The 23,769-nt window shown below is 75.3% G+C and carries 25 protein-coding genes and 1 pseudogene; 9 read left to right on the forward strand and 17 right to left on the reverse strand.

All coding sequences use genetic code 11. The features are described from left to right. Nucleotides 1–3 precede the first annotated feature (3 nt). Entirely contained in the window at nt 4–198 is a 195-nt protein-coding gene (locus I4I82_RS31330) for a hypothetical protein (RefSeq protein WP_218596322.1), read from the forward strand. Between the two features lie 21 nt (nt 199–219). Here the strand turns inward: I4I82_RS31330 and mshC are convergent, their stop codons facing one another. The 3 genes from mshC to I4I82_RS31345 are packed head-to-tail and all read right to left on the reverse strand — an operon-like array spanning nt 220 to nt 1,855. Next, the gene (gene mshC / locus I4I82_RS31335) at nt 220–1,458 is read right to left on the reverse strand and encodes a cysteine--1-D-myo-inosityl 2-amino-2-deoxy-alpha-D-glucopyranoside ligase (protein ID WP_218594122.1); all 1,239 of its coding nucleotides are present in this window, start codon (nt 1,456–1,458) and stop codon (nt 220–222) included. Between the two features lie 21 nt (nt 1,459–1,479). Further along, nucleotides 1,480–1,635, reverse strand: a complete 156-nt coding sequence (locus tag I4I82_RS31340; protein WP_218594121.1) for a hypothetical protein — start codon at nt 1,633–1,635, stop codon at nt 1,480–1,482. A gap of 16 nt (nt 1,636–1,651) precedes the next feature. Continuing rightward, nucleotides 1,652–1,855, reverse strand: coding sequence for a hypothetical protein (locus tag I4I82_RS31345; protein ID WP_218594120.1), 204 nt, complete (start codon nt 1,853–1,855; stop codon nt 1,652–1,654). On the opposite strand from I4I82_RS31345, the gene I4I82_RS31350 reads away from it, so the two are divergent. Beyond that, a complete protein-coding gene (locus tag I4I82_RS31350; protein ID WP_372451463.1) occupies nt 1,840–2,181 on the forward strand; it encodes a VOC family protein in 342 nt (113 codons plus the stop codon). The two genes, I4I82_RS31345 and I4I82_RS31350, sit on opposite strands and share 16 nt — an antisense overlap. Here I4I82_RS31350 and I4I82_RS31355 read toward each other — a convergent pair. From I4I82_RS31355 to I4I82_RS31365, 3 genes are read right to left on the reverse strand one after another with little or no spacing between them, the layout of a single operon-like run. After that, nucleotides 2,178–4,139 (reverse strand): vWA domain-containing protein, encoded by a 1,962-nt coding sequence (locus I4I82_RS31355; protein WP_218596323.1) that lies wholly within the window; start codon nt 4,137–4,139, stop codon nt 2,178–2,180. The genes I4I82_RS31350 and I4I82_RS31355 overlap by 4 nt on opposite strands. Before the next feature lie 9 nt (nt 4,140–4,148). After that, nucleotides 4,149–5,063 (reverse strand): alpha/beta fold hydrolase, encoded by a 915-nt coding sequence (locus tag I4I82_RS31360; RefSeq protein WP_218596324.1) that lies wholly within the window; start codon nt 5,061–5,063, stop codon nt 4,149–4,151. Continuing rightward, nucleotides 5,060–5,620, reverse strand: coding sequence for a TetR/AcrR family transcriptional regulator (locus I4I82_RS31365; RefSeq protein WP_218592612.1), 561 nt, complete (start codon nt 5,618–5,620; stop codon nt 5,060–5,062). The genes I4I82_RS31360 and I4I82_RS31365 overlap by 4 nt, the downstream gene beginning before the upstream one ends. A 94-nt stretch (nt 5,621–5,714) precedes the next feature. Between I4I82_RS31365 and I4I82_RS31370 the strand changes: the two genes are divergently transcribed. The 4 genes from I4I82_RS31370 to I4I82_RS31385 all read left to right on the forward strand — a co-directional run bounded on the left by I4I82_RS31370 (nt 5,715) and on the right by I4I82_RS31385 (nt 10,401). Continuing rightward, nucleotides 5,715–6,602, forward strand: a complete 888-nt coding sequence (locus I4I82_RS31370) for an LLM class flavin-dependent oxidoreductase (protein WP_218592611.1) — start codon at nt 5,715–5,717, stop codon at nt 6,600–6,602. 61 nt (nt 6,603–6,663) lie between these two features. Further along, nucleotides 6,664–7,920, forward strand: a complete 1,257-nt coding sequence (locus tag I4I82_RS31375) for an NUDIX hydrolase (RefSeq protein ID WP_218592610.1) — start codon at nt 6,664–6,666, stop codon at nt 7,918–7,920. Then, nucleotides 7,920–9,701: an ABC transporter ATP-binding protein gene (locus tag I4I82_RS31380; RefSeq protein ID WP_218592609.1), complete on the forward strand. Its 1,782-nt coding sequence runs from the start codon at nt 7,920–7,922 to the stop codon at nt 9,699–9,701. Before I4I82_RS31375 ends, I4I82_RS31380 begins: the two co-directional genes overlap by 1 nt. A 28-nt stretch (nt 9,702–9,729) precedes the next feature. Next, nucleotides 9,730–10,401, forward strand: coding sequence for a pentapeptide repeat-containing protein (locus I4I82_RS31385; RefSeq protein WP_218596325.1), 672 nt, complete (start codon nt 9,730–9,732; stop codon nt 10,399–10,401). Between the two features lie 73 nt (nt 10,402–10,474). On the opposite strand, the gene I4I82_RS31390 is transcribed toward I4I82_RS31385, so the two are convergent. The 6 genes and pseudogenes from I4I82_RS31390 to I4I82_RS31415 form a co-directional block, all read right to left on the reverse strand. Further along, the gene (locus I4I82_RS31390; RefSeq protein ID WP_218592607.1) at nt 10,475–11,875 is read right to left on the reverse strand and encodes an ATP-binding protein; all 1,401 of its coding nucleotides are present in this window, start codon (nt 11,873–11,875) and stop codon (nt 10,475–10,477) included. Between the two features lie 40 nt (nt 11,876–11,915). Beyond that, entirely contained in the window at nt 11,916–12,056 is a 141-nt protein-coding gene (locus I4I82_RS31395) for a hypothetical protein (RefSeq protein WP_218592614.1), read from the reverse strand. A gap of 79 nt (nt 12,057–12,135) precedes the next feature. Further along, nucleotides 12,136–12,519, reverse strand: a pseudogene (locus I4I82_RS35130) (LLM class flavin-dependent oxidoreductase); the annotation flags it as partial. A 40-nt stretch (nt 12,520–12,559) separates the two neighbouring features. Continuing rightward, entirely contained in the window at nt 12,560–13,375 is an 816-nt protein-coding gene (locus I4I82_RS31405; RefSeq protein WP_218592606.1) for a carbohydrate ABC transporter permease, read from the reverse strand. Next, a complete protein-coding gene (locus I4I82_RS31410) occupies nt 13,372–14,304 on the reverse strand; it encodes a carbohydrate ABC transporter permease (protein ID WP_218592605.1) in 933 nt (310 codons plus the stop codon). Before I4I82_RS31410 ends, I4I82_RS31405 begins: the two co-directional genes overlap by 4 nt. Then, a complete protein-coding gene (locus tag I4I82_RS31415; protein ID WP_218596326.1) occupies nt 14,301–15,617 on the reverse strand; it encodes an ABC transporter substrate-binding protein in 1,317 nt (438 codons plus the stop codon). The genes I4I82_RS31410 and I4I82_RS31415 overlap by 4 nt, the downstream gene beginning before the upstream one ends. Before the next feature lie 255 nt (nt 15,618–15,872). Here I4I82_RS31415 and I4I82_RS31420 point away from each other — a divergent pair, with 255 nt between their 5' ends. Further along, on the forward strand, nt 15,873–17,207 hold the full coding sequence (locus I4I82_RS31420; protein WP_218593922.1) for an MFS transporter: 1,335 nt from the start codon (nt 15,873–15,875) through the stop codon (nt 17,205–17,207). 185 nt (nt 17,208–17,392) lie between these two features. After that, the gene (locus tag I4I82_RS31425; RefSeq protein WP_218593923.1) at nt 17,393–18,433 is read left to right on the forward strand and encodes a fatty acid desaturase family protein; all 1,041 of its coding nucleotides are present in this window, start codon (nt 17,393–17,395) and stop codon (nt 18,431–18,433) included. Here I4I82_RS31425 and I4I82_RS31430 read toward each other — a convergent pair. The 4 genes from I4I82_RS31430 to I4I82_RS31445 all read right to left on the reverse strand — a co-directional run bounded on the left by I4I82_RS31430 (nt 18,430) and on the right by I4I82_RS31445 (nt 21,246). After that, complete coding sequence (locus tag I4I82_RS31430) at nt 18,430–19,320, reverse strand: M56 family metallopeptidase (RefSeq protein WP_218593927.1); 891 nt, start codon at nt 19,318–19,320, stop codon at nt 18,430–18,432. The genes I4I82_RS31425 and I4I82_RS31430 overlap by 4 nt on opposite strands. A gap of 44 nt (nt 19,321–19,364) precedes the next feature. After that, complete coding sequence (locus I4I82_RS31435; protein ID WP_172162503.1) at nt 19,365–19,706, reverse strand: BlaI/MecI/CopY family transcriptional regulator; 342 nt, start codon at nt 19,704–19,706, stop codon at nt 19,365–19,367. A gap of 32 nt (nt 19,707–19,738) precedes the next feature. Next, nucleotides 19,739–20,443, reverse strand: coding sequence for a L,D-transpeptidase (locus tag I4I82_RS31440; protein WP_218593924.1), 705 nt, complete (start codon nt 20,441–20,443; stop codon nt 19,739–19,741). Between the two features lie 77 nt (nt 20,444–20,520). Further along, nucleotides 20,521–21,246, reverse strand: coding sequence for an enoyl-CoA hydratase (locus tag I4I82_RS31445; protein WP_226370358.1), 726 nt, complete (start codon nt 21,244–21,246; stop codon nt 20,521–20,523). A gap of 148 nt (nt 21,247–21,394) precedes the next feature. Between I4I82_RS31445 and I4I82_RS31450 the strand changes: the two genes are divergently transcribed. Beyond that, complete coding sequence (locus I4I82_RS31450; RefSeq protein WP_218596327.1) at nt 21,395–22,870, forward strand: MFS transporter; 1,476 nt, start codon at nt 21,395–21,397, stop codon at nt 22,868–22,870. A gap of 10 nt (nt 22,871–22,880) precedes the next feature. On the opposite strand, the gene I4I82_RS31455 is transcribed toward I4I82_RS31450, so the two are convergent. Next, nucleotides 22,881–23,720 carry an LLM class F420-dependent oxidoreductase gene (locus tag I4I82_RS31455; protein WP_218596328.1) on the reverse strand — a complete coding sequence of 280 codons (840 nt, stop codon included), beginning with the start codon at nt 23,718–23,720 and terminating at the stop codon, nt 22,881–22,883. Nucleotides 23,721–23,769: the final 49 nt, after the last annotated feature.

Here is a 23,769-nt window from a genome sequence, read left to right on the forward strand (position 1 = left end):
GGCATGACCGACGAGCGCCGAGACGAGCCGACCGACGACCAGGGCCACGACCGGGGCCCCGACCCCGACGCCCCGCTCGACCCCAACCAGCCCGACCTCGACCTGGACGTCCCGGTGCCGGGGTCGCCCGCGGAGACGACCCCGGACGCCCCGGAGAACGAGGACACCGACACCGACGCGCCGGAGCCGCCGGACTGACGCGGCCGGCGGGGATGTCCGCTACAGGCGCACCCCGAGGAGCGCGTCGAGAGCGTCGCGGAACAAGGCGGGCGCGTCGCCGTCGGTGCCGCGCCGCTCCAGCGCCCGGTCGGCCCATGCGTCGACGGCGACCAGGGCGCGAGGCGTGTCGAGGTCGTCGGCGAGGTGCGTGCGCAGCCGCGTGAGCAGCTCGTCGGCGGGCGGGGCCGCGGGCAGGGCGGCCGCCTCGCGCCAGCGCACCAGCCGCGCGTTCGCCTCGTCGAGCAGGCCGGAGGTCCAGGCGCGGTCGGAGCGGTAGTGCCCGGCCAGCAGGGCGATCCGGATCGCGTTCGGGTCGACGTTCTCCGCGCGGAGCTTGGAGACGAACACCAGGTTGCCGCGCGACTTCGACATCTTCTCGCCGTCGAGGCCGATCATCCCGGTGTGCGTGTAGTGCCGGGCGAACGGGTGCACGCCGGTGAACGCCTCGGCGTGGGCGGCGCCGCACTCGTGGTGGGGGAAGATCAGGTCGGAGCCGCCGCCGTTGAGGTCGATCTGCGTGCCCAGGCGGTTGAGCGCGATCGCGGCGCACTCGACGTGCCAGCCCGGGCGTCCGGCGCCGAGGTCGGACTCCCAGGACGGCTCGCCCTCGCGGGCCGTCCGCCACAGCAGGGGGTCGAGCGGGCTGCGCTTGCCGGGCCGCTCCGGGTCGCCGCCGCGCTCGGCGGAGAACCGCAGCATCGTCTCCTCGTCGTAGTTCGACTCGTAGCCGAAGTGCCCGGTGACCGCGGAGTCGAAGTAGACGTCGGGGAACTCGGCGTCGTCGACGCGGTAGGCCGCGCCGGAGGCGAGCAGCTTCCCGACGAGCTCGGAGATCTCGCCCATCGCCTCGACCGCGCCGATGAAGTGCCGCGGCGGCAGGACGCGCAGCGCCTCCATGTCCTCGCGGAACAGCGCCGTCTCGCGCATGCCCAGCACGACCCAGTCGTCCTGGTCGCGGGCGGCGCGCTCGAGCAGCGGGTCGTCGATGTCGGTGACGTTCTGGACGTAGTGCACGTCGTGCCCGAGGTCGCGCCACAGCCGGTTGACGAGGTCGAACGCCAGGTAGGTGGCGGCGTGGCCGAGGTGTGTGGCGTCGTAGGGGGTGATGCCGCAGACGTACATCAGCGCCTCGCGCCCGGGAGCCGTGGGCCGCACCCGTCCGGTGGACGTGTCGTGCAGGCGCAGGGGCGGGCCCTCACCGGGCAGGCGCGGGACGTCGACGGAGGCCCAGGTGTGCATACCTGACAACCTACGCGGGGCTCACCACCACTCGGGTGCGAGCTTCGCCTCGATGTCCCGGACGTGGCTGCGCGTGCACGCCGGGCAGAGCCAGCGCGTGCGCGCGCCGTCCTGCTCGCAGGACCACGTGGGGTCCTGCCCCTCGCGGACGGCGCCGCACAGCTCGCAGGTGGCCATGTCCCTCCTCGCGTCGTCAGTCGTCCGGCGCGCTCGACGTGCTGGTGGCCGGCGCCTCGTTCGTCGACCCCTCCTCGGGGTCGCTGTCGCCGCCGGTGCCGCCCTGCTCGCTCGTGCCGCCGCCGGAGCCGCCGGGTCCGCACGATCCCGCACCGGTCAGCACCAGCGCCACCCCGGCCGCACCCCCGACCAGCACCCTCTTCCATCGCGCGATCTCCATGCGGGCCGCGTACCCACCGGCGGGGGCTCCATGCGGGCGTGCGGCCGTCGTACCCTCGCGACATGGTGGCACGGGCGGTCGCGGTGGGCCTGCTCCCGCACCTGCGCCGGGCCCGCGACCACATCGACCGGGGCGGGATCGGTGGGCTCGGGCTCGCCGTCGACGACTGTCGGAAGACCTACGAGGACCTCAGCGCCCGGGGCGTGACGTTCCTGCAGGAGCCCGCGGACCGCCCGTACGGCGTCGAGGCGGTGATGCGCGACAACAGCGGCAACTGGCTGGTGCTGGTGGAGTCGAAGACGTTCACGCCCGCGGACTTCGCCTAGCGGCGGGTCCGCAGGTAGTCGGCGACCACCTCGGCACCCAGGCCGTCCAGCGTCGGTGCGACCACCCGCCCGCCGCAGCGCTTCGCCACGCCGTCGAGGAACGCCGCGAGCCGCGGGTCGTCACCCAGGACGAAGAACGTGAACGCCGCGCGCAGGCCGGTGAGCCGGTCGACCTCCGCGATCGTGGCCCGCAGCGTCTCCGGGCTCGTCGGGTAGTCGAAGGCGGCGTGGCCGTCGGCCTCCAGGTGCGCGGTCGGCTCCCCGTCGGTGACGACGAGGACGACCGGCTGCGCGTCGGGGTTGCGGCGCAGGTGCTGCCCGGCGAGCAGCAGCGCGTGGTGCAGGTTGGTGCCCTGCTCGTACGCGCCGTCGAGCCCGACCAGCTCGCCGAGCTCCACCGACCGCGCGTGCCGCCCGAACGTGATCAGCTTCAGGTCGTCGCCGCGGAAGCGGGTGGAGATGAGCTGGTGCAGGGCCAGCGCGGTGCGCTTCATCGGCACCCAGCGCCCGTCCTGCACCATCGACCAGGACGTGTCGACGCACAGCGCCACGCACGCGCGGGTCTTCTGCTCGGTCTCGACGATCTCCACGTCGGTGACGTCGAGGGACCTCCCGGATCCCATCCCGCCCGCGCCGCCGGCGCGCCGGAGCTGGGCGTTGAGCAGCGTCCGCGGCACGTTCCACGCCTCGGTGTCGCCGAACGCCCACGGCCGGGTGGCGCCGGTGGCCTCCCCCGCGGCGCCGGAGCGGTGGGTCTCGCGCTCGCCGCGGCGGGCCCCGATCCGGTCGACGACCTCGCGCAGCGCCGACTCCCCCAGCCGGCGCAGCGCCTTGGGCGAGAGCTGGAGCGAGCCGTCGGCGGCGCGCTCGAACAGGCCCTGGCGCTGCAGCTCGCGCTCGAGGTCGGCCAGCGCGCGGGCGTCGACGCGGGCCTCGTCGCCCAGGTGGCGACCGAGCGACTCGAGGTCGATGTCCTCCAGCCGGGCGCCCGGGTAGCTCTGCGACAGCTGCTCGGCCAGGGCGTCGAGCTGCCCCAGCTCCTCCATCGCGCGGGTGGCCTCGCCCATGCCCATCGGGTTCTCGCCGCGGAACCGGCCCTGGCCGTCCCAGTCCTCGCCGGGGCGCAGCCCCTGCAGCTGGGCGTCGAGCTGGGCCATCGCCTGCGCCAGGCGCGGGTCGCCGAACGCCTGCTGCGAGAGCTCCATCAGCTCGGCCCGCTGCTCGGCGGTCATCGAGTTGAGCATCCGCTGGGCGGCCGCCGCGCGCTGCGCGAGCGTGTCGATCAGCTCCTCGGTGGTCTGCGGGTCCTCCGGGAAGTGCTCGCCGTGCTGCTCCATGAACTCGCGGAACTGCTCGGTGGTGTCCTGCCCGGCGGCGTGGTTCGCGAGCAGGTCGTTGAGGGCGTCGAGCATCTCGCGGATGCGCTCGACGTCCTGCGGCGTCGCGTTCTCCATCGCCTGCTTCATGCCGGCGAAGCGCTGGTCGAGCATCTCGCGGCCGAGCAGGTCGCGGATCTCCTCGTAGGCCTCGCGCGCGTCGGGGCTCTGCCAGTCGTACTCGCCGAGCTCGCGGACCGCGCCGCCGGTGTCGGACGGGAGCGCGTCGAGCTGCATCTCCCGGAACCGGGCGTCGTCGGAGTCCTGGCGGCCCAGCGAGTCGCGCTCGGCGTCCAGCGCGCGCTGCAGCAGCTCGCGGACCTCCTGCAGCGTGCCGTCGAGGCGGTTCTCGCGCTGCAGGCGGCTGCGCCGCTGCCAGATCTCGCGGGTCAGCTCGTCGAGACCGCGGCGGTTCTCCGCGCCGCGGCGCAGCAGCTCCTGCAGGGCCGTGCGCGGGGAGGATCCCTCCATCACGTCGCGGCCGATCTCGTCCATCGCCGCGCGGAGGTCGAACGGCGGGGCCAGGGGGTCGGGGCCGTCGACGTAGGGGCCGTACTGGTAACCGGGGCGGCGTCGTGTCACCCCTCCACGCTACGTCCGCGGAGCCCGGTCCTGCTCGTCGTCGGGATGCAGGAAGCGCTCGACCTCCTCCAGGAACCGCGCGGGCTGCTCGACCTGCACCCAGTGGCCGCAGTCGTCGAGCAGGACGACGCGGGCGTGCGGCATCGCGGCGGCGGCGCGGACCGAGTCGGCGGGCGCGACGAGCGGGTCGTCGCGGCCGTGCAGGAACAGCACGGGCGCCGCGATGCCGGCCACGCGCGCGCTCAGGTCGTTGCGCATCCGCAGGGGCCCGACCGTGGCCTGGTTGTAGCGCAGGTACCCGAGGCCGCCGCGGCGCGCCTCCCGCGCCATCTCCTCGACCACCTCGGGCGGCAGCCGCGCGGGGTCGTGCACCATCGCGCGGACGGCGGCGCGGGTGGAGCGCGCGGCGAGCCGCGCGGCCGGGAGCAGGACGGCGTCGGGCAGGCGGCACGCGAGCCAGGCCAGGGGGTGCAGCACCCGGTTGCCCACGTGCGCGGCCAGCCCGCCCGGGGCGACGAGGACGAGCCCGGCCACCGCCCCCGGACGCCGCAGGGCGACGTTGAGCACGACGTCGCCGCCCATCGACACCCCGGCCCACACCGCGGGCCCCGGCCCCGCGACGTCCGCGACGACGGCGGCGGCGAGGTCGGCCATCGCGGCGGGGGAACCGTCGACCGGAACGCCCTCGGTCCGCCCGGAGCCGGGCAGGTCCAGGGCCAGCACCGGGCGGGTGCGGGCCAGCGCGTCGAACACGCGGTACCAGGAGATCCCGGCGTTGTCGGGGCCGCCGCCGTGCACCAGCACCAGCGGGACGCCGCTCTCCGGGTGCCCACTGTCGGGACCGCCGCGCAGCACGCGGACCCGCCCCCCGGCGTGCGCGACGTGCTCCACCCGCGCACCGGGGGGCACGAGCGGAGCGCTCACGCGGGGACCCGCAGGCCGGCGAGGAGCAGGTCGATCATGTTCCGGGCGCGGTAGTCGGGCAGGGTCTCGACGCCGATGCACAGGTTGCCGATACCCAGCATCAGGTCGTAGGCGCGCACGTCGTCGCGGGTCTGGCCGGCGGCGGCGGAGGCGGCCAGCAGGCGGTCGAGCACGGGCATCAGCCGCTCCACGAACTCGGCGTGCAGGCTCTCGAACCCCGCCTGGTCGGAGTGCAGCGCCGCGGCCAGGCCGTGCTTGGTGATGAGGAAGTCCGCGAACCGGTCGACCCAGGTCCGCAGCACGTCGTACGGGGTTCCTGCGGTGGGCGGGGCGTCGACGGCCAGCCCGTCGAGCTGGTGGCGGAAGACCGCGACGACCAGGTCGGCCCGCGTCGGGAAGTGCCGGTAGACCGTGCCCATGCCCAGCCCCGCCTCCGCGGCGATCTCCCGCACCGGGGCGTCGACCCCCGCGCGGACGAACACCGCGGCGGCCGCGTCGAGCAGCACCTGCTCGTTGCGGCGCACGTCGGAGCGCCGTGCACGGCCGGCAGCGGTCATCGGGCCCTCTCGTGGCGAAGCGGAACAACGTTCCGTACGGTGATGCGGAGCGATGTTCCGCATCGCGGTCCTGTCACCAGGAAGGTACCCACCCATGAGCGCTCCCTCGGGCCGCCGCCCCTCCTTCGGGATCATGACCCCGCCGTCGCAGGTCTCCTACGACGACCTCCTGCGCGTCTGGCGCGAGGCCGACGCCCTCCCGCAGATCGAGCACGCCTGGCTCTACGACCACCTCATGCCGCTCGGCGGCGACCCGCTCGGGCCGACCTTCGAGGGCTGGACCCTGCTGTCCGCGCTCGCCGCGCAGACCCGTCGGCTGCGCCTGGGCCTGCTGGTCACCAGCAACCGCTTCCGCCCGCCGGCGGTGCTCGCGAAGATCGCCGCGACCGTCGACGTCGTCTCGGGCGGGCGCCTGGAGTTCGGCATCGGCGCGGGCTCGCGGCCCGACGTGCCGATGGCCCGGCGCGAGTACGCCGCGCACGGCCTGCCCTTCCACGACGCCGCCACCGCCGTGGCGAGCCTCGCCGAGGCGTGCACGATCGTCCGCCGGCTGTGGACCGAGGACGAGCCGTTCGACTTCGGGGGCGAGCACCACCGGCTGACCGGCGCCTTCTGCAGCCCCAAGCCGGTGCAGCGGCCGGGCCCGCCGATCATGATCGGCGGGCGCGCCACCCCGACGCTGCGCGTGGTCGCCGAGCACGCCGACGCGTGGAACATGCCCGGCGGCACAGTCGCCGAGGCCGTCGGGCGCAGCGCCCGGCTCGACCGGCTGTGCGCCGACATCGGCCGTGACCCGGCAGAGGTCCGGCGCTCGTTCGTCCTGTTCCCCTCGCCCGACGACCGGCCCGCCGACACCCGCGGCACCGTCCGCGCGGCGGTCGAGGGCGGCTTCGACCACATCGTGCTCGGGCTGCACGACCCCTACCCGGACGCGGCCGTGCGCCGGCTCGTCGACGACGTCGTGGACCCCCTGCTGTCCTGACATGAGAGGGCGCTCACCGCGCCCTCACGCCGGCGCCATCCACCGGCGCGACGCTCGTGGCATGACACCGCCCCTCACCCCGAGCACCGGCTCCGTCGCGCGCACCCGCCTGGCCGGGGACGCGGCGACCGTCGTCGGCCGGCTGCGGGTCCTCACCCGCGAGGACGGTCCGGCCGAGGTCGCCGCCGCGCTCGACGCCCTGACCGCGCTGCGCACCGACCTGCGCTCGCTGCGGCCCGTCCTGGACAAGGCGTGGACGGTGGCGCTGCGCGACGGCCTCGACGAGCCGGCCGACGCCCTGGCCCGGGTGGCCGCGCTGGACGGGCAGGCACGGCTGCTGGTGGAGTGCGGCGCCTGCGCCCCGGCACGCGACCTGCTCGCCGGCGTCGCCGCGGCGCGGGCCGCGCTGGTGGCGACGCTGCCCGCGCTGCTCGACCCGGAGACCGGCGCGGCGCTGGCCTTCCTCGCGTCGGGCCGCGAACCGGCCCCGCTGCGCGCCGCGGCCCCCGTCGGCGACCCGGGGCTGCCCGCGTCGGTGCTGCTGCCCCCGATGCTGCACCGGCGCTGGCGCAAGCTCGTCCGGGAGACGCCGGTGCAGGACCTGGTGGCGGTGCACCGGCGGGCCGCAGAGCTGATCGTCGTCGTCGAGGTGGCCGCCCGCCACGACCTGCCGGTGATCGGGTTGTGGCCCGCCGCCGACGCACTGCGCGCCGCGGCCGCCGAGGCGCTGCGGGTGCCCGCGGCGCACGAGCTGGAGGAGCGACTGCCCGCGGGCCCGACGCGGCGCCGGCTCGCCCGGATCGTCGCGCGGCGGGCGCGGTCGACCCGGCGGGTGCAGCGGGCACTCGACGACCTCGCCGCCCTCGGACACCTGCTGCCCACCGGCGACGACGGCCCGCCGAAGCTCGCGGGCGGCGGGCTCGTGGTGCGCCCCGGGCCGCGCGGGCCGCAGGTGCTGCTCGTGCACCGCGTCCGGCACGACGACTGGTCGCTGCCCAAGGGCGCCACCGCCCCCGGCGAGACCGTGCAGGAGTGCGCGCTGCGCGAGGTGCGCGAGGAGACCGGGCTGCGGTGCCGGCTCGGCGCGCTGGTCCACGAGGTCGTGTACCGCGACCGCAACCACCGCGCCAAGCACGTCCGCTTCTGGCACATGACGCCCGTCGGCCCGGCGGCGCCACTGGACCCGGCCGAGATCGACGAGGTGCGCTGGCTGCCCCTCGACGCGGCGGGCGCGCTGCTCAGCCGGCGGCGCGACCGGGCCGCCGTCGACGCGTTCGCGCGCGAGCACGGCGCCGGACACGGCCGGCGGGCCGCCTGATGCTCTCGGTCCTCTGGCGCTTCCGCTCCACCCTGGCCGCGCACCGCCGCGAGCTGGCCCGGGGCGGCGCCCTCGTCCTCGTCGGCGCCGGGCTGGCGCTGGCCCTGCCGTGGCCGCTCAAGATCGTCGTCGACCACGTGCTGGCGGGGCGCCCGTTCGGGCCGCTGTCCGGCGCGGCCCTGCTGGGGGCGTGCGTCGCGGCGCTCTGTCTGCTCGCCGCGCTCGGTGCGGCCGCGACCTACCTCGCCGAACGGACGCTGTCGGGCGTCGGGGAGCGGATGCTGGCCGACCTGCGCACCACCACGTTCGCCCACCTGCAGCGGCTACCGCTGGCCTACCACCAGGCCCAGCGCGTCGGCGACCTCGGCAACCGCCTCACCGCCGACGTCCAGACCATCCAGAGCCTGCTCGTGGCCGTGCTGTCGGTGCTGCTGCCCAACGCGACGCTGCTGGTCGGGATCCTCGCGATCAGCGTCGCCGTCGACCCGCTGTTCGCGCTGCTCTCCCTGCTCGTCGTGCCCCCGCTGCACCTCGTGCTCGTGCGCTGCCGCCGGATCATCAAGGACTGGGCGTCGGTGGCGCGCACGGAGGAGGGGCGGGTGGCGTCGCACGCGTCGGAGGTGCTGTCGGCGGTGCGCCTCGTCGCGACGAACGCCGGGGAGGCGCGCTCCGAGCGCCGCTTCCGCGCCTTCTCCGACGCCCGCCTCGCCGCCGGGCTGCAGCGCGTCGACTTCGCGGCGCGGCTGCCCGCGGCCGTCGACGTCATCGTGCACGCGGGACGCGCGGTCGTGCTGCTCGCCGGGGCGGTCCGGGTGCTCGACGGGTCGATGGAGCTGGGGCTTCTGCTGGTGTTCCTGGCCTACAACGAGAAGCTCTACCAGCCCGTCAAGCAGCTCGCGAAGCTGCAGACGACGATCAGCAAGGGGCAGGCGAGCGCCGAGCGGGTGCTGGAGGTGCTGGCCGTCGAGCCGTCGGTGGCCGACCGGCCCGGCGCCCGCCCGCTGCGCCGGCTGCGCGGGCACGTCGCGTTGCGCGGGGTCACCTTCGGCTACGAGCCCGGGCGCCCGGTCCTGCGCGACGTCACGATCACCGCACAGCCCGGGCAGCTCATCGCGCTCGCCGGGCCGACCGGGGCGGGCAAGTCGACCGTCGCGGCCCTGCTCCCCCGGCTCCACGACGTGCAGGCCGGCTCGGTCGAGCTCGACGGCCACGACGTCCGGGACCTCACGCTCGACTCGATCCGCGAACAGGTCTCGATCGTGCCGCAGGACTCCGCGCTGATGTCGGGCACGATCGCCGAGAACATCGCGTTCGGCGCCCCGCACGCCACGCGCGAGCAGGTGCTCGCGGCGGCGCGGGCGGCGTGCGTCGACGAGTTCGTCGACCGCCTCCGCGACGGCTACGACACCGAGGTCCACGAGCGCGGCAACGCGCTGTCGGGCGGGCAGCGCCAGCGCATCGCGATCGCCCGGGCACTGGTCCGCGACTCCCCCGTCGTCGTCCTGGACGAGCCGACGTCCGGCCTGGACGCCGTCAGCGAGTCGCTGGTGATGCGGGGCGTGGAACGGCTGACGGCCGGGCGCACGGTGATCGTCGTCGCGCACCGCCTGTCGACGCTGCGCCGCGCGGACCGCATCTACGTGATCGACCGGGGGCGGGTCGTCGACGCCGGGACGCACGCCGAGCTCGCGGCCCGACCGGGGGTGTTCCGGGACATGCACCGCCTGCTCGACGACCACCCGGCGCCCTCGCCGCGGCCGCGGCTGGTGGCCGCGGGCTGACGTCCCGGCGTCGGTAGGGTCGGGGACCATGGCGCGGACGAGGCGGGCACGACCGGTGAAGCTCGTCCCGGACCCGCCGGAGACGCCGGCCCGCTTCGACCGGGCGCCGCCGGTCGTCGAGCACGAGATGGTGTGGGACGGCGTCGACGCGGGTGCGGACGTCGAGGTGCCGGCGCACGTCGCCGACCTCGACCTGCGCGAGTGCCGCTGGACGGGCGCCGACCTGAGCGGTCGCGAGTTCACCGGGTTGCGCGCCCGGGACACCCGCTTCGTGCACTGCGACCTGTCGGGCGCGGTCCTCGACGACGCCGTGCTGCGGCGTGTCACGTTCACCGACTGCCGGCTCACCGGGGCGTCGTTCGCCGGGGCCCAGCTCGACGACGTGCGGATCACCGACTGCAGCGCCGACCTCACCGCGTTCCGGATGGCGCGGGCGACGGCGACGCTGGTGGAGGGCACGTCGCTGCACGGCGCCGACCTCTACTCGCTGACGGCCGTCGACTGCGCGTTCCTGCGCTGCGACCTCGGCGAGGCGTCGTTCCACGAGGCCCGGATGGCGGGCACGCGGCTGCACGGGTCGACGCTCGACGACGTCCGCGGGGCGATGTCGCTGGCCGGCACGCGGATCAGCGCCGACCAGCTCGTCCCGCTCGGGGTGGCGCTGCTCGGCGTGCTGGGCGTCGAAGTGACCGAAGCCTAGATGCAGCTCCGCTGCTCGTGAGTGGCGATCGTGGCCCTGACCACGATCGCCGCTCACGGGCAGCGGAGCTGCATCACCCGTAGCTCACCGAGTCGTCGTCGGCGGTGTCCTTGGCCAGGCGACGGGTGAGGAACAGCAGCTCCAGCGCCAGCTCCGCCGCGCTCGCCATCGGGCCGGGCTGCTCGGTGCCGCCCGCGTCGAGGCGCTTGGCGATCTCGGTGAGCGCCTCGACCTCGGGCAGCGCCGCGACGACCTCGGCCGCGGGCACCCGCTCCCCCGTGCGCACCGGGGAGGAGGCGACGGCCTCGGCCAGCGGGTTGAGGTCGATACCGCGCAGCCGGGCGCGGGCGGTGTCGGCGGTGGCCCGGCGCAGCAGGTGCTCCAGGTGCTCGGTCTCCCGGCCCTCCTCGCCCGAGGCGAACTCGAGCTTGCCGCGCAGCACGGCGGGCACCGACTCCAGGTCGACCGGGCGCGCGACGGCGTCGGCCTCGCCGGTGATCGCGGCCCGGCGCAGGGCGGCGGCGGCGACGGTCTCGGCGGCGGCCACGGAGAACCGCGCCGACACCCCGGAGCCCTGGTCGACCGCGCTGGACTCGCGCAGCGCGCGCGTGAACCGGGCGACGACCTCGAGCAGGTGCCGCGGGACGTCGGCGACGAGGTGTGCCTCCTGCTCCACCAACGTGATCTCGTCGGTGAGCTCGAGGGGGTAGTGCGTGCGGACCTCGGCGCCGAAGCGGTCCTTGAGCGGGGTGATGATCCGCCCGCGGTTGGTGTAGTCCTCGGGGTTGGCGCTCGCGACCAGCAGGATGTCGAGCGGCAGGCGCAGCGTGTAGCCGCGCACCTGGATGTCGCGCTCCTCCATCACGTTGAGCAGCGACACCTGGATCCGCTCGGCCAGGTCGGGCAGCTCGTTGATCGTGACGACGCCGCGGTGCGCGCGGGGCACGAGCCCGTAGTGGATGGTCTCGGGGTCGCCCAGCGAGCGGCCCTCCGACACCTTCACGGGATCGATGTCGCCGATCAGGTCGGCCACCGCCGTGTCGGGCGTGGCCAGCTTCTCGGTGTAGCGCTCGGAGCGGTGGCGCCAGGTGACGGGCAGGTCGTCGCCGAGCTCGGCGGCGCGGCGGATCGACGCCGGCGTGATCGGGTCGTAGGGGTGCTCGCCCAGCTCGGAGCCCTCGAGGACCGGGGTCCACTCGTCGAGCAGGTTGGTGATCGAGCGGAGCAGGCGCGTCTTGCCCTGCCCGCGCTCGCCCAGCAGGACGACGTCGTGGCCGGCGATCAGCGCGCGCTCGAGCTGCGGGAGCACCGTCGACTCGAACCCGACGATGCCGGGCCACGGGTCGCGGCCCGCGCGCAGCGCGGCGACCAGGTTGGCGCGGATCTCGTCCTTAACGCCGCGCAGCTCGTGGCCCGACGCCCGCAGGGCGCCGAGGGTGCGGGGAAGATCCGTGGGGGGAAGATCATGGGGCACGTCTTCCACGCTACGCCCGCGCGTGCGAACCGGCGCGCGCTCAGCCGAACGCGAGCGGCCCGTGGTCGAGCCCCGGCAGGACGTACCGGGCGACCAGGTCGGCCTCGGGGCGGTGCGGGTAGCCGGAGAGGATGGAGCTCTCGACGCCGAGGTCGCGGTAGGCGAGCAGGTTGGCCAGCACCTGGTCCGGGTCGCCGACGATCGCCGCGCCCGCGCCCGAGCGGGCCCGCCCGATGCCGGTCCAGGTGCAGCGCCACGAACTCCCCGTCGAGGTCCACCCGCTCGCCGCGCAGCAGCGCGCGCAGCGCCGTCATGATCTCCAGGGTGCGCCGGTAGCGCGGCGCGGACTCCAGCACCTGCCCCGGCAGGTCCGAGGAGATGACGTCGACGGTCAGCCGGCCCTCGCGCACCTGGTCGATCGAGACGAGCTGACGGGCCAGTTGCGGCACCCACATCTCACCCAGCCGCACGGCCAGCAGCAGCCGCATCCGCCGCAGCACCGGCGCGGTCCCGGCGGTGAAGGCGACGGAGTGAGCACCGGGTCGGCCACCTCGAGGAACTCGTGGTCGTCGTCGCAGAGGGCGGCGAACCAGGACACCTCGACGGCCATGCGGGCTCCTCCCTCTCGACCGTCGCACGGCCACCCGGTCATCGCGGTGACGACGGTGCTCATCCCTCCGGTGCTCATCCCTTCACCGACCCCGCCGTCAGCCCGGCGACGAACCACCGCTGCAGCAGCACGTAGGCCAGCGCGAGCGGCAGCGACGCGACGACGACGCCGGTGAACAGCAGCGGGTAGTCCGTGAGGTACTCGCCGGTGAAGCCGAGCAGCGCCAGCGGCAGCGTCTGCTTGGCCGGGTCGGTGATGAACAGCAGCGGGTAGAGCAGGTCGTTCCACGAGATCACCAGCAGGAAGATCGCCGCGGCGGCCAGCGACGGCGTCGACAGCGGCAGCACGACCGACCGGAACGTCCGCCACGGCGACGCCCCGTCGACGTCGGCCGCCTCGAACAGCTCGCGGGGCAGCGTCCGCATGAACCCGGTGAGGATGAACACCGCGACCGGCAGCCCGGTGACGGTCTGCACGACGACCAGCCCGACGAGCGAGTCGGTGAGCCCGAGCAGGTCGAACAGCACGAACTGCGGCACCATCGCCGCCTGCACCGGGATCGCCAGCCCGGCGATGACGAACCCGTACGCCGCCGCGGCGAGCCCGCCGTGCAGCCGCGCGAACGCGAACGCCGCGGCGGAGGCGACGGCGAGGGTCAGCACCACCACGCACGTCGTCACCAGGATCGAGTTGCGCAGCGCGACGGTGATCTGGCCGTCGGCGAGGACGGTCGCGTAGTTCGCCACGGTGGCCTGCGCGGGCAGGCCCAGCGGCGACGCGAACAGCTCCTGCGTGGTCTTGAACGTGCCGAACACGACGATCAGCAGCGGCACCGCGATGACGAGCGTGTAGACGGCGAGGACGGCGCCGCGCCCGAGGCGGTAGGTCACGCGTCGGTCCCCCGCGAGATCGCGCGGCGCTGCAGCCACGTCACCAGCGCGATCAGCACCAGGAACAGCACCGACTCGGCCGCGGCGTAGCCGAAGCGGGAGTCGGCGAACCCGGCGTAGATGCGGGTGGCGAGGATGTCCAGCGGCGGGTTGGGCGGGTTGCCGGCCAGCCCGAGCACCAGGTCGAACGCCTTGAACGACTGCACCGTCGTGTAGGCGACGACGATCAGCGCGGTGGGCGCCACCAGCGGCAGCGTGATGTGGCGGAACCGCTGCGCGCGCGAGGCCCCGTCGACCTTCGCCGCCTCGTAGTACATCTCCGGGATCTGCTGCAGCCCGGCGATGAACACGACCATCAGCTGCCCGGCGTGGGCCCAGACCTGCACGAGCGCGAGCCAGAGGATCGCGGTGCCCGGCTCGGAGAGGTAGCCGCTGCCGCCCAGCCCGACCGCCGCGAGCGCGGGCTCCAGCGGGCCCAGCCCCGGGTCGTAGACGAACTTCCAGACGAACGCCACGGCGACGCTGGACAGGATCGCCGGGAAGAAGAACACCGCCCGCAGCAACGTCGACGCCCGCGTGGTGCGGGTGAGCAGCACCGCCAGCGCCAGGGAGATCAGGGTCTGCGCGATCGTGACGACGAGGGTGAACTGCAGGCTGTTGACCGCCGCATTGCGGAACTGGTCGTCGGCGGTGAGCAGGCCGGTGTAGTTGTCGACCCCGACCCACGCGAAGTCGGCGCTGTAGCCGTCCCAGTCGGTCACCGAGTACAGCAGCGTCTGCAGCGCGGGGGCGGCCAGGAAGTAGGTGTGCAGCAGCAGCGCGGGCGCGGCGAACAGCCACAGCGCGCGCGACGGGCGGGCGCCGGACGCGCGCGGCCGGCGGCGGCGGGCCTCGGGCGGGGCGACGGGCGGCGCGGCGGTGACGGTCATCCGGGCCGCCGCTGGTCGACGACGGTCTGCGCGGCCTCGGCGGCCTGCTCGGGCGGCACCCCGCGCACCACCTCGACGCAGGCGTTCTCGACGGCCGAGCGGATGTCGAGGTTCTCGAACTGGAAGCGCGGGGCGAGGATCACCGGGGCGTCGAGCCAGCGGACGGTGGCCCGCAGGTCCGGGTCGGTGTACTCGACGCCGGCGACGGTGGAGTGCTGCACCGTGCCGTTCGCGTAGCGGGAGGCGACCTCGGGCCGGGACAGGTACTCGACGAACCGCACCGCCGTGTCCGGCTGCTCCGACGCCGTGCTGACGCCGACCAGGAAGGTCGCGTTGGCGACGCCCTGGTGGCGGGCCGACGCGGCGTCGGTCGTGATCGGGGCGAGGAGGTCGACCGGGAACGCGGCCCCGAGCTCGCGCACGGCCGTGAGGTGGAACGAGCCCGTGGCCAGCATCGCCGCGCCCCCGGAGGCGAAGACCTGCTGGCACGGCTCCGACGCCGCACCGATCGCACCGGGCTGGAAGTAGGGCGCGAGCTGGGCGTACTGGCGCAGCGTGGTGAGGAACCAGTCGTCGGTGGCGCGGGCGGTGCCGGCCTCGATCGCGGTGAACATGTCGTCGGTGGGCGCGTTGTTCATGACCATCGCGTTGAGCAGCTGCCCCGCGTTCGCCGGCTCGCCGCCCGGCCAGGCGATCGGGGCGACGCCGAGCCCGCGCAGCGCCTCGCACAGCCCGAGGAACCCGTCCCAGTCGGCCGGGGCGCTCGACGCGCCCGCCGCGGCGAGCAGGTCGGTGTTCACCAGCGGCATGTTGAACACGTACTGGTAGGGCAGTCCGAGCTGGTTGCCCGAGGCGTCCCGGCCCGACCGCACCAGCCTGGGCAGGTAGTTGTCGGTGAACGGCTGCGCGGACAGGTCGCCGTAGAGCCCGGCGGCGACCATGTCGACGAACTGGGCGCCCCGGAACGCGGTGAACACGTCGCCCGTGCCGCCCCGGCGGATGCGCAGCAGCGCGGTGGACTGGTAGTCGCTGGACGGGGTGATGTCCTGGCGCACCGACGCGTCGGGGTTCTCGGCGACGAACCCGGCGATGATCTCGTCGAGCACCGCGCGGTCCTCCCCGCGCCAGTGCGCGAAGGAGATCGCGCCCGACGCCGGGCCGGGCGGCGGCACCCCGACCAGCGCCGGGCCGGCGGTGGCGCCGCCCGGCGCGGCGCTGCCGGGGCGGGTGGTGCCGGGAAGGGCGCAGCCGGCGAGCAGGCCGCCGGCGGCCGCGGTGAGCAGGGTGCGGCGGGTGAGTCGCGAGGGGGTCAACGGGTCTCCGGCGGGGTGCGTCGGGGCGGGCGGTCGGCTCAGCCGCGACACCGCTCGTCGAAGAGGGCCACGCGCCGCGTCGGCCAGATCGTCTCGATCAGCGGCGGCAGCACGGGCGTCATTCGAGCAGACGGTGCCGCGGGGCGCCAACCAGGCTCGCCCGGCGCTGGAGGAACGGGCCACCTCGGGCGAGGTGGTGCGGGGCCCCTGATCCTGTTCGGGAATGCCCGAACGGAGGCATCGTTGGCATAGGACATGCACTCACCTGGGCGCACCGCCGTCCTGCTCGGCCTGCTGTTCGGGCTCGCGGGCACCTCGACGTCCGCCGTCACGGTCGCGCTGCCGCAGCTCTCGGCGGAGCTCGGGGTCACCGCGGCCACCGCCGCATGGATCGTCAGCGGCTACACCGTGGCCCTGGCCGTCGCGACGCCGATGCACGGGCGCCTCGCCGACATGGCCGGCATCCGGCTCCCGCTCGTGGTCGGGGTGGCGCTGATGAGCGTCGGCGCGGTCGCGGCCGCGCTCGCGCCGAACTTCGGGATCCTCATGGTGGCCCGCGTCCTGCAGGGCGCCGGGGCCGCATCGGTCGCGGTGCTGGGAACGGCGCTGATCAGCGCGCGGTGGAGCGGCGAGGCGCGGGGGGCCGCGCTCGGCCGCGTCGCCGGGGTGGCGGGCACGCTCAGCGCGCTGGGCCCCCTGCTGGGCGGCGCGCTCGAGGCGCTCGGTGGGTGGCGCTGGTCGGTGGCGCTGCCGGTGATCGGGCTGCTGGCGATCCCGGCGCTGTGGCGTGGCGCCCCCACCGGCGGCAGCGGCGAGCCCGTCGACAAGGTCGGGGCGCTGCTCGTCGCGGTGGCCGCGTCCGGGCTCGTCCTGCTCATCCAGTCGCCGTCGGCCGGGGTCGTCGCCGGCACGGTCGGCGCGGCGCTGCTCGTGATCGGCGCGCCCGCCGTCGTGTGGTGGGTCCGCCGGCGCCCCGACGGGTTCCTCCCCCGCGCGATCGTCACCAACGTGACGGTGCTGCGCAGCGCGTTCGCCGCCGCCGCGGTGCCCGCCAGCTGGTTCGCGCTGCTGCTCGGGGTGCCGCTCGCCGCCGCGTCCTGGGGCTGGACCCCCCTGGCCACGGGCACCCTCCTGCTGCCCGCGGCCGCCGTCGGGTTCTTCTCCCCGCCGGTGGCCCGCCGCCTGCTCTCCCGGCTCGGCGGGCGCCGCACGATCGCGCTGGCCTGCCCCACCGCGGTGGTCGCGCTGCTGGTCGCGGCACTGGGCGGGGTGCTGGAGTCGCCGTGGCTGCTCGCGCTGGCCGTCGTGCTCGTGACGGTCGCGTTCGGCGTCGGGCAGCCGGCGATGATCTCCTCGGTGGGCGCGGCCGTCCCCGGCGCGCAGCGGGGCGTCGCGCTGGGGATCGCCACGCTGGTCTTCCTGACCGGCGCCAGCGTCGGGGCGGCGGTGGTCGGCGGGCTGAGCACCGTCATCGGCGTACCGGGGGCCTTCCTCCTGCTCGTGGCTCTCCCCCTGCTCGGGATCGGGGCCCTGCTCGTGGGGGGTCCGGACCGGGTGGAGCCGGTGGAGCCGGTACCGGCCGGGCGGTGAGCGCGGGACCGCACCGCCCGCACTCGATCGCCGCCCACCGCACCTCACGGTCCCTCCCACAGCCGTGGACGGCGACCGACGACGCTCCCCCGCACCCGACCCCGACGGCCGGGTGGGGCTGTCCCCCGCTCGGCGGACGGGTGATCCGGATGGCGTGGGCGGACCGGGGGCCCCAGGCTCGGGGCATGACCACCGACGAGCCGGCGCGAGCCGGTACGCGCACCGCCAGCGACTTCGCCCGGCTGTCGAGGCGGATCAGCGCCGCGGGCCTGCTCGATCCCGCACCCACCTACTACGTCGGGCGCGCGCTGGTCCTGGCCGCCGTCGCCGCCGCGACCGTCACCGCGTTCCTGCTGCTCGACGACTCCTGGTGGCAGCTGGCCGTCGCGGCCGTGGCCGCCGCCGTCTACGGGCAGATCGCGCTGCTCGCCCACGACATCGCCCACCGCCAGGTGTTCCGGTCGCGCGCGGTGTCGGCGTGGGCGGGCCGCCTCGTCGGCAACGTCGGCATCGGCATGGCCTACGGCTGGTGGATGCAGAAGCACACCCGCCACCACGCCGACCCCAACCACATCGGCCGCGACCCCGACGTCGCGCCCGGGTCGCTCGCCTTCACCGCCGACCAGGCCCGCGCCAGCCACGGCCCGGCCCGCTTCCTCGTCCGCCACCAGGACGCCCTGTTCTTCCCCGTGCTGACCCTGTCCGGGCTGGACCTGCGCCGGGCCGGCATCGCCGGGCTGCTGCGCGGGCGGATGCCGCACCGTCGCACCGAGCTCGCCCTGGTCGCGACCCACATCACCGCCTACCTCACGGCGCTGTTCGTGCTCCTGCCGCCCGGGCTCGCCGTCGCCTTCTTCGCCGTCCACCAGTGCCTGTTCGGGGTGTACCTCGGCTCGATCTTCGCGCCCAACCACAAGGGCATGCAGATGCCGACCGAGCGGATGGACTTCCTGCGCAAGCAGGTCCTGACCTCACGCAACGTCCGCGGGGGCCGGCTGACCGACGGCCTGCTGCACGTCGCCATGGGCGGGCTCAACCACCAGATCGAGCACCACCTGTTCCCCTCGATGCCCACCCCGCACCAGCGGCGGGCCCGGGTCGTCGTGCGGGAGTTCTGCGCGGAGGTCGGCGTGTCCTACCACGAGACGACGCTGCTGGGCTCCTGGGCGGAGATGCTCGCGGCGCTGCGGGCGGCGGCCGCTCCCCTGCGACGCGTGCCGGCCTAACCGAGCAGCAGCAGGGCGGTGGGCACGGCGACGAGCGCGACCGCCCCCAACCGCACGCACACCTGCGTGACCAGCGGCAGCGGCGGGGGCGGGTCGGTGATGCGGCGCAGCCGGCGGTCGAGCGCGGTGGTGAACGAGCTCAGCGCCGCCGCCGGGGCGGCGCCGCCCATCGTCCGCAGCGCCCCGACGAGCTCGACCGACCGCTTCCCCGACGCCGCCACGTCGTCGGCCCGCATCTCGATGAGCGCGGCCACCGCGATCTGCGCGCAGACCATCCCCCGCACGAACGGCGCCGTGGCCCCCCAGGCGACGAACGGCAGGACGACGAGGTCGTGCCGTTCGCGCAGGTGCGCGCGCTCGTGGGCGAGGACGGCGCGGACGCCCGCCGGATCGAGCGCGTCGAGCACGCCGACCGAGAGCACCAGCCGCGACCGCAGCCCGGGCAGGCAGTACGCCACCGGGACGGGGTGGTCGAGCACGCGGGCACCGGGCGCGGCGGGCCAGGGCGTGCCCAGGACGTCGAGCAGGTCACGGTGGCGGCGCCGCGCCCGCAGCGTGCGGACGGTGATCGCGGCGAGCACGCCGAGCAGACGCAGCACCAGCAGGAGCGCGAGGATCAGCGCCAGGAGGTGGGTGACCCCCAGCCGCGTCCAGGACGACCCGTCGATCGCGCGCAGCGCCGCGGGCAGCGTGGGGCCCAGCGGCGCCAGCCCGTAGACGATGCCCGCACCGATCAGCGAGAGCCCTCCCGCGAGCCCGACGGACTGCCACAGCAGGAGCGCGCCGACGGGGTCGCGCACCGTCCAGTGGGCGCGGGACAGCGCCCGGCTGACGGGCTCGGCGAGCAGGACGCCGAGCGCGAGCAGCGCGAGCGCGGTCAGCTCCATCACCGGAGCAGTCTCCCAGGGGTGCCCGGCCGCGGCGATCGGACTCAGTCGAGCAGGTCGCGCAGGGCGGCCCGCTCGTCCTCCGGGATGGATCCGAGGAAGCGGGCGAGGACGGCACCGCGGTCTGGCGCGGCGTCGAGGGCGTCGCGCATCAGCTCGGCGACGTGGTCCTCGCGGCTGGCGACGGCGTGGTAGCGGTGGGCGCGGCCCTCCCGCTCGCGGGTGACCAGGCCCTTGCGCTCCAGGCGGCCCAGGACGGTGAGGACCGTGGTCGTCGCCAGGTCGCGGGCGGCGAGCGCATCCTGCACGTCACGGGCCGTGAGCGGCGCCGCCGCCGCCCACAGGGTCTCCATCACGGCACGTTCCAGCTCACCCAAACTCGGCACGCCACCATTCTACCCCCGGTAGAAGGCATCCCCTAACGGATCTGGACCTGGTCCCCGACCTGCAGGTACTCGAACCAGGCCATCGCGTTCTCGTGGCTGAGCTTCACGCAGCCCGCGGAGCTCGTGTCCTGCGGGCCCTCGTGGAAGGCGATCCCGCCCTCGGCGAAGAACACCGCGTAGGGCATCTGCGTGAGGTACTCCCGGCTCGTCCACTGCTCGGCCTTCCACTCCACCGCGAACGTGCCGCGCGGGGTGGGGTCGATCTCGTCGCCGATCATCACCGGGACCGGGCCGCGGGAGACCACCCCGTCCTTGATCAGCCAGGAGGTCCGGCCCGCGAGGTCGACACAGGCCCGGGCGGTCACCGTGCACGGCGTGCCGGGCACGAGCGCGGCCGGCGCCGGGGCGCGGACGGGTACCGAGGCGTTGACGCCCGCACGCTCGCGGGACGGCGCGGTCGGCGCCGGCTCCTCGGTCGGGGTCGGCTCGGGCGTCGTGACGGCTGTGGTCGGGCCCGGAGCCGGGGGCTGCGCAGGCTCCTCGCGCGCGGCGCGCGGGGCGGGTTCGGCGGGCAGGGCGGGCACCGCGCGCGGCGCCGCCTGGGAGACGGGGACCGCGACGGGGCCCTCCTCCGCGGTGCCGACACCGAACCCGACGCCGAACAGCACGGTGCTCAGGACGGCCGCCAGCGCCGCCCCGATCGCGATGCGACGGGCGCACTGCGGTTGTGCAGCCACGTTCCCCTGCCCCTTCCGGACATGCTTCTCACCTCAACGACCGCATCCTGAGTAGGTGACGGGTCGTTGTACAGCACTCACCGACCGTGGAAGACCGCGGGCCGCTTCTCCAGGCGGGCGGCCTGCCCCTCGCGCCGGTCGTCGCTGCTCCAGCACGCCTCGAAGGCCGCGACGAGCTCGTCGGCGTCGTCGGCGAGGTCCGCCCGGTCGAGTGCCAGCAGGTTGTAGCGCAGCGTGAGCGGGGCCAGCGTCGCCATCTCGGCGGCCCAGGCCAGCGCCTCCGCGCGGTCGCCGAGGCGGTCGACGAGGCCGCGGGCGTGCGCGAGGTCGGCGCCGATGGTGTCGCAGGCGACCAGGATCGCCCGGGCCGTGCCGCCGCCGCCGAGCCGGGCCAGGCGCCGGACCGTCCACGGGTCGACGGCCAGCCCGATCCGGGCCGTCGGCACCCCGAACACGGCTCCGGGGGCGGCGATGCGCAGGTCGCAGGCGATGGCGAGCTGGGTGCCCGCGCCGATCGCCGGACCGTTGACGGCGGCCACGACCGGCACCGGCGCCTCGTCGACCGCGCGCAGGGCCGCGTGCAGGGCGTCGCGGAAGCCGTCGGTGTAGACCTCGCCGAAGTCCGCGCCGGAGCAGAAGCTGCTGCCCGACCCCGTGACGATGATCGCACGCACGCCGTCGGCGAGCAGGCCGCCCACGGCGTCGACGATCCGGCGGCACTGGGCGACGTCCAGGGCGTTGCGCCGGTCGGGTCGGTCCAGCTCGAGCAGGCCCACGGCGTCCGCGGTCGACACGTTGATCACGACCGCGAGGTTACGGGTAGCTCCGCGTCGGTTCGGGCCCGAGTGCGGCGCACCCGACCACGAGCACCAGGAGCGCGGCGGGGCAGGCCGGGCCACGGCGGGACGGAGCGTCATGACCGGATCCGGCCAGCGGTCGTAGGCTCCGCGGATGACCACAGCGGGCGGGCTCCGGATGGGTACGACGGCCGGGCGCTGGGTGCTGTTCACCACCGTCCTGGGCTCGGGGCTGGTGCTGATCGACGGCACCGTCGTCAACGTGGCGCTGGAGTCGATCGGCTCCGAGTTCGGCGCGGAGTTCACCGCGCTGCAGTGGACCGTCAACGCCTACACGCTCACCCTCGCCGCGCTGATCCTGCTGGGCGGGTCACTGGGCGACCGGTTCGGGCGGCGGCGGGTGTTCCTGATCGGCGTGGTGTGGTTCGCGCTGGCCTCGCTGCTGTGCGGGCTGGCGCCCGACGTCGGCACGCTGATCGCGGCCCGCGCGCTGCAGGGCGTCGGCGGGGCCCTGTTGACGCCGGGCAGCCTCGCCCTGATCTCGGCGTCGTTCCACGGCCCGGACCGGGCCGCGGCCGTGGGCGCGTGGTCGGGGCTGGGCGGGATCGCCGGGGCGATCGGGCCGTTCCTGGGCGGCTGGCTCGTCGAGTGGTCGTGGCGGGCGGTGTTCCTCATCAACCTGCCGCTGGCCGCGCTGATCGTCGTCGTCGCGCTCAAGCACGTGCCGGAGAGCCGCGACCCGGAGTCCGCGCCCGGCCTCGATGTGTCGGGCACCGTGCTCGCCGTGCTCGCGCTGGGGGCGCTGACCTACTCGCTCACCGGTCTCGGGGAGTCCGGGCCGACGCCCGTGCTGGTCACCGGGCTGGTCGTGGGCGTGCTGGCGCTCGCCGCGTTCGTCGTGGTGGAGCGGCGGTCGAGGCACCCGCTCGTACCGCCCGCGCTGTTCGCCGACCGGACCTTCAGCGCCGCCAACGCCGTGACGCTGCTGATCTACGGCGCGCTGGGCGTCGTGTTCCTGCTGCTCGTCCTGCAGCTGCAGACCGTCGCCGGGTTCACCCCGCTCGCGGCGGGCACGTCGCTGCTGCCCGTCACCGCGGTCATGCTGCTGTTCTCCGCCCGCGCCGGCGCGCTGGCGGGGAGGATCGGGCCCCGGCTGCCGCTGACCGTCGGCCCCCTGGTCAGCGCGGGCGGCCTGCTGCTCATGCTGCGGGTCGGCGCCGACGCCACGTGGCTGTTCGACGTGCTGCCCGCGGTGCTGGTGTTCGGCGCGGGCCTGGCGCTCACCGTCGCCCCGCTGACGGCCACGGTCCTCGACGCCGCACCCGACCGCTACGCGGGCGCCGCGTCGGGGGTCAACAACGCGGTCGCCCGCGCGGCCGGGCTGCTGTCGGTCGCGCTCATACCCGGGCTGGCCGGAATCTCCGGCGCCGACTACACCGACCCCGGCGCCTTCGACTCCGGCTTCCGCACCGCCATGACGATCGGTGCCGGGCTGCTCGTCCTGGCCTCGGTCACCGCGTTCGCGCTGGTCCGGCGGTCGACGCCGGCCGAGCCCGCCGTCGAGCGGGTGCGGATCGAGGAGTGCGCGCACTGCGGCGTCACCGGGCCGCAGGTGCACCCGACGCGGTGACGCCCGGGCGTCAGGACAGGCCCAGGGCCTCCGCCAGCGCCCGCATCGGGGGCAGCGGCTCGGCGAAGCCCTCGGTGAGGACCTGCGCGCACACGTGGTCGGCGCCGGCGTCGACGTGCTCGACCAGCCGGGCCGCGACCGCGGCGGCGTCGCCGTGGGCCACGAGGGCGTCGATGAGGCGGTCGCTGCCGCCGTCGGCGATGTCCTCCTCGGTCCAGCCCAGGCGCAGCAGGTTCGAGGTGTAGTTGCGCAGACCCAGGTAGGGCTTGTGGACGAACGGGCGGCCGGTGGCGCGGGCGCGCTCGGGGTCGGTGTCGACGACGACCTTGTGCTCGGGCGCGAGCAGCACGCCCTCCCCGAGGATCTCCCGCGCCTCGCGGGTGTGCTCGGGCGTCGTCAGGTACGGGTGGGCGCCCGCGGTCCGCTCGGCGGAGAGCTTCAGCACCTTCGGGCCCAGCGCGGCGAGCGCGCGGCCCCCGATCGGCACGTCCGCGGCGTCGAGCGCGTCGAGGTAGTCGACGATCGTGGCGTAGGGGCGCGTGTAGTCGCTGGTGGCCTCGGGGTGCCCGATGCCGACGCCGAGCAGGAAGCGGCCGGGATGACGCGCCTCGATGCGGTGGTAGGACGCCGCCACCTCCTGCGCGGGGGTCTTCCACATGTTCACGATGCCGGTGGCCACGGCGATGCCGTCGGTGGCGTCGAGCAGCGACTCGGCAAGGTCGAGGTCCCCGAGCGGGGATCCGCCGATCCAGATCGCGCCGAAGCCCAGGGCCTCGATCTCCCGCGCCAGGTCGGGGGTGAGCCCGCCCGCGTGCCGCCAGATGCCGTACGTACCGAGTGCGACCGTCATGTTCGGCGCAACCCGGCCCGCGGGCCCCGCATTCCACCCGCCCGCCCCG

Source organism: Pseudonocardia oceani (genome assembly GCF_019263585.2).
Lineage (GTDB): Bacteria > Actinomycetota > Actinomycetes > Mycobacteriales > Pseudonocardiaceae > Pseudonocardia > Pseudonocardia oceani.

What these genes read in the sequence shown, in the direction of transcription:
- I4I82_RS31330 (WP_218596322.1), top strand. Translation starts at nt 4, where the DNA reads ATGACCGACGAGCGCCGAGACGAGCCGACCGACGACCAGGGCCACGAC.
- I4I82_RS31385 (WP_218596325.1), top strand. Translation starts at nt 9,730, where the DNA reads ATGGCGCGGACGAGGCGGGCACGACCGGTGAAGCTCGTCCCGGACCCG.
- I4I82_RS31370 (WP_218592611.1), top strand. Translation starts at nt 5,715, where the DNA reads ATGAGCGCTCCCTCGGGCCGCCGCCCCTCCTTCGGGATCATGACCCCG.
- I4I82_RS31410 (WP_218592605.1), bottom strand. Translation starts at nt 14,304, where the DNA reads ATGACCGTCACCGCCGCGCCGCCCGTCGCCCCGCCCGAGGCCCGCCGC.
- I4I82_RS31420 (WP_218593922.1), top strand. Translation starts at nt 15,873, where the DNA reads ATGCACTCACCTGGGCGCACCGCCGTCCTGCTCGGCCTGCTGTTCGGG.
- I4I82_RS31425 (WP_218593923.1), top strand. Translation starts at nt 17,393, where the DNA reads ATGACCACCGACGAGCCGGCGCGAGCCGGTACGCGCACCGCCAGCGAC.
- I4I82_RS31365 (WP_218592612.1), bottom strand. Translation starts at nt 5,620, where the DNA reads ATGACCGCTGCCGGCCGTGCACGGCGCTCCGACGTGCGCCGCAACGAG.
- I4I82_RS31455 (WP_218596328.1), bottom strand. Translation starts at nt 23,720, where the DNA reads ATGACGGTCGCACTCGGTACGTACGGCATCTGGCGGCACGCGGGCGGG.
- I4I82_RS31430 (WP_218593927.1), bottom strand. Translation starts at nt 19,320, where the DNA reads ATGGAGCTGACCGCGCTCGCGCTGCTCGCGCTCGGCGTCCTGCTCGCC.
- I4I82_RS31375 (WP_218592610.1), top strand. Translation starts at nt 6,664, where the DNA reads ATGACACCGCCCCTCACCCCGAGCACCGGCTCCGTCGCGCGCACCCGC.
- I4I82_RS31450 (WP_218596327.1), top strand. Translation starts at nt 21,395, where the DNA reads ATGACCACAGCGGGCGGGCTCCGGATGGGTACGACGGCCGGGCGCTGG.
- I4I82_RS31345 (WP_218594120.1), bottom strand. Translation starts at nt 1,855, where the DNA reads ATGGAGATCGCGCGATGGAAGAGGGTGCTGGTCGGGGGTGCGGCCGGG.
- I4I82_RS31340 (WP_218594121.1), bottom strand. Translation starts at nt 1,635, where the DNA reads ATGGCCACCTGCGAGCTGTGCGGCGCCGTCCGCGAGGGGCAGGACCCC.
- mshC (WP_218594122.1), bottom strand. Translation starts at nt 1,458, where the DNA reads ATGCACACCTGGGCCTCCGTCGACGTCCCGCGCCTGCCCGGTGAGGGC.
- I4I82_RS31380 (WP_218592609.1), top strand. Translation starts at nt 7,920, where the DNA reads ATGCTCTCGGTCCTCTGGCGCTTCCGCTCCACCCTGGCCGCGCACCGC.